At 54.7% G+C, this 6,121-nt stretch carries 6 protein-coding genes and 1 pseudogene; 1 reads left to right on the top strand and 6 read right to left on the bottom strand.

All coding sequences use genetic code 11. From position 1 onward, the window contains the following. Nucleotides 1–517: 517 nt before the first annotated feature. Nucleotides 518–1,801: a citrate synthase gene (locus RT340_RS21255; protein WP_034829145.1), complete on the top strand. Its 1,284-nt coding sequence runs from the start codon at nt 518–520 to the stop codon at nt 1,799–1,801. A gap of 77 nt (nt 1,802–1,878) precedes the next feature. Here the strand turns inward: RT340_RS21255 and nei are convergent, their stop codons facing one another. The 6 genes and pseudogenes from nei to RT340_RS21225 form a co-directional block, all read right to left on the bottom strand. Further along, complete coding sequence (gene nei / locus RT340_RS21250; RefSeq protein ID WP_097117417.1) at nt 1,879–2,667, bottom strand: endonuclease VIII; 789 nt, start codon at nt 2,665–2,667, stop codon at nt 1,879–1,881. Between the two features lie 11 nt (nt 2,668–2,678). Further along, nucleotides 2,679–3,326, bottom strand: a complete 648-nt coding sequence (pcp, locus tag RT340_RS21245; RefSeq protein WP_058962137.1) for a pyroglutamyl-peptidase I — start codon at nt 3,324–3,326, stop codon at nt 2,679–2,681. 7 nt (nt 3,327–3,333) lie between these two features. After that, the gene (locus RT340_RS21240; RefSeq protein WP_211728098.1) at nt 3,334–4,350 is read right to left on the bottom strand and encodes a DUF979 domain-containing protein; all 1,017 of its coding nucleotides are present in this window, start codon (nt 4,348–4,350) and stop codon (nt 3,334–3,336) included. Then, complete coding sequence (locus RT340_RS21235) at nt 4,350–5,078, bottom strand: DUF969 domain-containing protein (protein WP_313377664.1); 729 nt, start codon at nt 5,076–5,078, stop codon at nt 4,350–4,352. Before RT340_RS21235 ends, RT340_RS21240 begins: the two co-directional genes overlap by 1 nt. A gap of 57 nt (nt 5,079–5,135) precedes the next feature. Next, nucleotides 5,136–5,873 carry a 5-oxoprolinase subunit PxpA gene (gene pxpA / locus RT340_RS21230; protein WP_097117419.1) on the bottom strand — a complete coding sequence of 246 codons (738 nt, stop codon included), beginning with the start codon at nt 5,871–5,873 and terminating at the stop codon, nt 5,136–5,138. Then, nucleotides 5,863–6,121, bottom strand: a pseudogene (locus tag RT340_RS21225) (allophanate hydrolase subunit 2 family protein); the annotation flags it as partial. The pseudogene RT340_RS21225 and the gene pxpA, both read right to left, overlap by 11 nt.

The following is a 6,121-nucleotide window of genomic DNA, read 5'->3' as shown; positions in this document are numbered from 1 at the left end:
ACGCTGGGTGGCTCCTGGTGTCAGGGTATTCCGGAGACCTGGCGGCAGTATAGGAGGATCACATTCTGATTACAATTCCCCTACAATCTCTTTGGTCACATTTAGGCTGAACAGTGATCCGACTCACGAATTTCACAATTCATACATTTTTAATTATCTGATTTGACAAAAGATCAACATTTCAGTTACAAACAAACGCATTAAAGCCCTATGATGCACAAAAGTTATGGGGATACACTTTCCCCTAAGCTCAAGTTATGTAACATTGCCTTTACGAGCAACACAAAGTATCAGGTTATTGGTTACCAAGAAGTTATGTCGTGATAGGATCTTTAACATCCGCGCTGTTCAGCATGTCATGCCCGAACGCCAACGACTGGCCCTAATACATCTCCCTGTAACCCTGCACGACAAACGTTACCGCAGAGTGATACTGTGAAGATTGTGGTTTTATACAACATGAAGGCTATTCTGGTGTCTAAGATCCTTACCTACTAAGGCGCTATGGAGACGAAAAATGACAGATAAAAAAGTGACGCTAACCCTACAAGATAATGCTTCCGTTGAACTGGATGTGATGCAAGGTACGCTGGGACAAGACGTTGTTGATGTCCGCACACTTGGCAATCACGGCCTGTTCACTTTCGATCCCGGTTTCACCTCTACTGCGTCATGCGAATCTAAAATCACTTTTATTGATGGTGATGAAGGCATTCTGTTACACCGCGGCTTCCCGATTTCCGAACTGGCAACCCACTCCAACTACCTCGAAGTGTGTTACATCCTGCTGAATGGCGAAGCTCCGACCCAAGCCCAGTTTGAAGAATTCCGCACCACCGTTACCCGCCACACCATGATCCACGAGCAAATCACCCGACTGTTCCATGGCTTCCGCCGCGACTCGCATCCGATGGCGGTCATGTGTGGTGTCACTGGCGCCCTGGCGGCGTTCTATCACGACTCCTTAGACGTCAACATTGAACGTCACCGTGAAATCGCTGCCTTCCGCCTGCTGTCCAAAATGCCGACCATGGCAGCGATGTGCTACAAATATTCGATTGGCCAGCCGTTCGTTTACCCACGTAACGACCTGTCCTACGCAGGCAACTTCCTGCATATGATGTTCGCCACACCGTGTGAAGAGTACAAAGTGAACCCGGTGCTGGAACGCGCCATGGACCGTATTCTGATTCTGCATGCTGATCATGAGCAGAACGCCTCTACCTCAACCGTGCGTACCGCCGGTTCTTCTGGTGCAAACCCATTTGCCTGTATCGCTGCGGGTATCGCTTCACTGTGGGGACCGGCACACGGTGGCGCCAACGAAGCTACCCTGCGTATGCTGGAAGAGATCAGCACCGTTGAGCACATCCCAGAATTCGTACGTCGCGCGAAAGACAAAAACGATTCGTTCCGTCTGATGGGCTTCGGTCACCGTGTTTACAAAAACTATGACCCTCGCGCCACCGTGATGCGTGAAACCTGTCACGAAGTGCTGAATGAGTTGGGTATGAAAGATGACCTGCTGGAAGTGGCGATGGAGCTGGAACATATCGCGCTGAACGACCCGTACTTCATCGAGCGTAAACTCTATCCAAACGTCGATTTCTACTCTGGCATTATTCTGAAAGCGATGGGTATTCCTTCTTCCATGTTTACCGTTATTTTCGCGATGGCGCGTACCGTGGGTTGGATTGCACACTGGAAAGAGATGCACGACGAAGGCATGAAGATTGCGCGTCCACGTCAGCTGTACACCGGTTACACCGAGCGTCCATTTAACTCGGCGCTGAAAAAGTAATCCACAGCTAAATGAGTGTGAAAGAAAGGCTGCCATTTCATTGAGATGGCAGCTTTTTTATTGATCGCATTATGGCGTCAAAACTGACATCCCGGGCACCAGTAAAATGGCCGCGACGATAGCGTGCCCTTCTCAATCAGCGTGCCGCAGCGCCGACATCTCTTGCCCTGGCGATGAAACACTTCAAAGCGAAACGCCGCATCGGCATGGTATTTCTTCATACTGCCGCGCATCTGATACGACAAACGTGGCACCGCCAGCATCGCCTCACTTAATGCATTGAGCTGTGCCTCAGTGAGATCCTGCGCCCGATGCGACGCCAGCAATCCGGCATGCCATAAAATCTCCACACGCAAGTAGTTACCCAATCCCGCCAGAAAGGCCTGATCGAGTAACAATCCGCTGAACTGACGGCGACGAAAACGCGGCGATAGCAGCCGCTCACGCACCTCTGCCACCGTTAAAGTGGCATCGAGCACATCAGGCCCCACGCGCTGCAGAAAGGGATGTGCGCCGACGGTATCTGCATTGAGCAGTTCAATATCCGAAGCGCTATAGAGCAGGATGGTCTGTTCGGCGTTTGCCAGCCGCACGCGCAACTGCCGCGAAGTGTTGGGTTCAGTGCCGGTCGGCACCACACGCCACACGCCGTACAATTGATTATGGCTATAGAGAATTAAGCCATTCGAAAAATGCGTCAGCAGTGCTTTGCCACGTGTTTCAAAAGCCGTAATGGTTTCACCCATTAGTGCCGGTTCGTAGGTTTTCAGTTCAGGAAAGGCAAACCACACATCAGTGAGTGGCCTGCCTTCCATCGCCGCTGCCAGTTGATCCGCCGCACGGCGGATCTCCGGTCCTTCAGGCATAACGTCTCCTGTTAATGCGTCGATCCACCGACCACGCGGATGTCATTTTCAGTGCTCAGCATCACCTGCAACGAGGTTTCCAGCGCCAGGATCACGCTGGCCGTCGCCATACTGGCGACGCCGGGATGGTTCACCGCCTGTTCCGGCATATAGGGGATATGAATAAAGCCCCCGCGCGCCGGACTGTTGGTGGTCTTCAGCCAGTGCAACAGACTGTACATCACGTGGTTACAGGTAAATGTCCCGGCCGTTTGCGATACCGAGGCCGGCACACCCACTTCGCGCAGTGCTGCAACCATCGCTTTAATCGGTAAGGTGGAAAAATAGGCGGCAGGTCCATCCATCACGATGGGCTGGTCGATCGGCTGCTGCTGATCGTTGTCGGGAATACGCGCATCATCCACGTTGATCGCCACACGTTCGACGGTGATATCAACACGCCCACCGGCCTGGCCCACGCACAATACTCGGTCAGGTTGAATCTCATCCAGCGCTTGCGTTAGCACCTTTCCGCAGGTGGCAAACACCACGGGTAGCTGGCGCACCACAATTCGGGCTCCGGCAATCTCTTTACCGTCAAAACTGCGCACCGCTTCCCATGAAGGGTTAATGGTTTCGCCACCGAACGGCTCAAACGCCGTCATCAATACCGTTTTCATTGCGACCTCATAAGAACATCAGGAAGTAGAGCAGGAATACGTTTACCACCAACAGTAGCACACCGGTTGGCACCTGAGCCTTGATCACCCCGTTTCGATCCGGCAACTCCAGTAAGCGCGCGGGTACGATGTTGAAGTTCGCCGCCATCGGCGTCATCAAGGTGCCGCAATAGCCAGAAAACATGCCAATTGCCGCCATGACCGCCGGATTGCCGCCGTGTTGCAGCACCAGAATAGGAATCCCAATGCCAGCCGTCACTATCGGGAAGGCGGCAAACGCATTACCCATCACCATGGTCAGCAGCGCCATGCCAATCGCATACACCGCAACCGCAATCAGGCGATTGTCCACTGCCAGATACTGTTCAGTAAGATGTGAAATCGCAGTGCCGACGCCCGCGCTGGTGAATAACAGACCAAGCGTGGCAAGAATTTGCGGCAGAATAAATGCCCAACCCACTGCATCCAGCAGGCGGCGAGTTTCCTGCATCGACTGCAGCGGTTTTTCATGGGTGATTTGCAGCGCGATGATCCAGCCCAGCACGCAGCCGACCATCATCGAGAACAGGGTCACCAACGTTGAATGATTACCCGGGCCAAACACAGCATCTTGCAAACCCGGGATGTTGTTAAACGCCAGCACACCAATCACGGTGACCACCGGAATCGCCAGCGCGGGTAAAAACAGCTTATTACGCAGACGCTGTGCACTTTCGCGTTTCTGCTGATCGCTGCGCTGATGATAGCTGCCGAGGCGCACGCCGCCGAAACCGGCAATTAACGCCATCAACACCACCGCAACGCCGACGCCAATGTGCAGCATGCGTTTACCCGCAGCGGCATCGCCTGCCCACTGCCCCATTAGTTGATAAGCACCATCACCAATCAGGAACATCAGGCCATACAGCGCCCAGAATAAACCGGTCGTAAAGCGTCTTGGGTTAGCCGCATCACGCCAGGAGAGAACGGCGACCACCAGCAGGATCACCCCTGCCAGCCACATCAGATATTGTTGCTGAAACATTATTTCCCGCCTTTGGCGTGCAACGCCTGCTGATTAATGGCACCCAATTCACGCGCCAGCTGGCGGTCAAGGCGCACCAGTCGCGCCGAATGGATCAGGAAGGCACAGAGTGCGGTGGGAATACCCCACAAGGCGATATGCAGCGGCTCGGTGCTAATGCCTGCCGACTCCTGCATAAAGTTGTGCATGAAGATAATCGCGCCGAATGCGACAAAGATATCTTCACCAAAGAACAGCCCGACGTTATCGGTGGCTGCCGACATGGCGCGCAAGCGATGGCGCACTTCATCGGGCACTTCACCATAGCGGTTTTCTGTGGCGCCTTCTGCCATCGGTGCCAGCAGTGGACGCACCATCTGTGGATGGCCTCCGAGACTGGTTAAACCGAGTGCGGCGGTGATTTCACGCACGAACAGATAGACAATCAGCAAACGGCCCGCCGTCGCGGTTTTGATCTGCGCGATCCAGCTTTGTGCGCGCTCCTTCAAACCGTGGCGCTCCAGCAAACCGATCACGGCCAGCGGCAGCAGCAAAATCAGCGGCAGGTTGCGGGTGTTCAGGAAGCCGGAACCAAGTTTCTCCAGAATATCGGCCAGCGGCAGATGCGCGGTCAGGCCGGTCACAAAACCGGCAACAATCACCACCAGCACCGGGTTAAAGCGCAACACGAATCCCAGAACGATGGCGGCAATGCCGAGTAACGGCCAGAGATTGACCACGTTATCCATGTTTTTCCCCTAATCAGAAATAAAAAGCCCGATACAGATCGGGCGAGTTGTTATTTGTTATGCGCTGGTCACAGTAATTTGATGGTTAGCAAAAGCCGCACGCAACGTGCGCGCAAATTGCAGCGCGTGTGCACCATCGCCATGCAGACACACGGTTTCTGCATTCACCGGCACCCACTCCCCGCTGATACTCTTCACCTGACGCTGCTGCACCATAGTGAGCGTTTGCGCCAGCGCCTGCTCGGCTTCTTCAATCATCGCGCCTGGCTGGCTGCGCGGCACCAGTGCGCCGGTTGCCAGATAGCCACGGTCGGCGAACACCTCTTCCCGCGTGCGCAAGCCATGATGCGCAGCCGCCTTGATGGAAGCACTGCCCGCCAGACCGACCAGAATCAATGCGGGATCGATCGCTTTCACCGCGCGGGCAATCGCGTCGGCGAGCGTTGCGTCCGCCGCGGCCTGGTTGTACAGCATGCCGTGTGGCTTCACATGCACTAAACGCTCACCTTCACTTTCGGCGATGCTCTTCAGTGCGCCGATCTGATAGATCATCTGCGCATACACCGTTTCCGGTGGCAGCTGCATCGCGGTGCGACCAAAATTTTCGCGATCCGGGAAGCTGGGATGGGCACCAATCGCCACACCCGAGGCTTTGGCCCAGCGCACCGATTGCAGCATGGTTTGCGCATCACCAGCGTGAAAACCACAGGCAATGTTGGCCGAACTCACCAGCGTCAGCAGTTCCTGATCGCTGGCGCTGCCTTCGCCGAGGTCAGCGTTAAGATCAATCTTCATGTGCAAGCCCCCAGGCAATTTGGTCAAAGGAGCGCTGTTGATGCTGCTTCGCCAGCAGCGCTTCTTCCAGAGTGCAATGGATAAAGTGAATCGGTTCGCCAAGTCGAATCTGCGCCAGTTGATACAGGTCAGCTTCGATAACACAGGCGATACGCGGATAACCGCCGGTAGTTTGCGCATCGGCCATGAGCACAATCGGTTGGCCATTAGGCGGCACCTGCACCACGCCGGGCACTAACCCATGTGAC

This window comes from Pantoea sp. CTOTU50773, from assembly GCF_032082325.1.
Classification (GTDB): domain Bacteria; phylum Pseudomonadota; class Gammaproteobacteria; order Enterobacterales; family Enterobacteriaceae; genus Pantoea; species Pantoea communis.
This window is presented reverse-complemented; position numbering and strand designations above follow the sequence as displayed.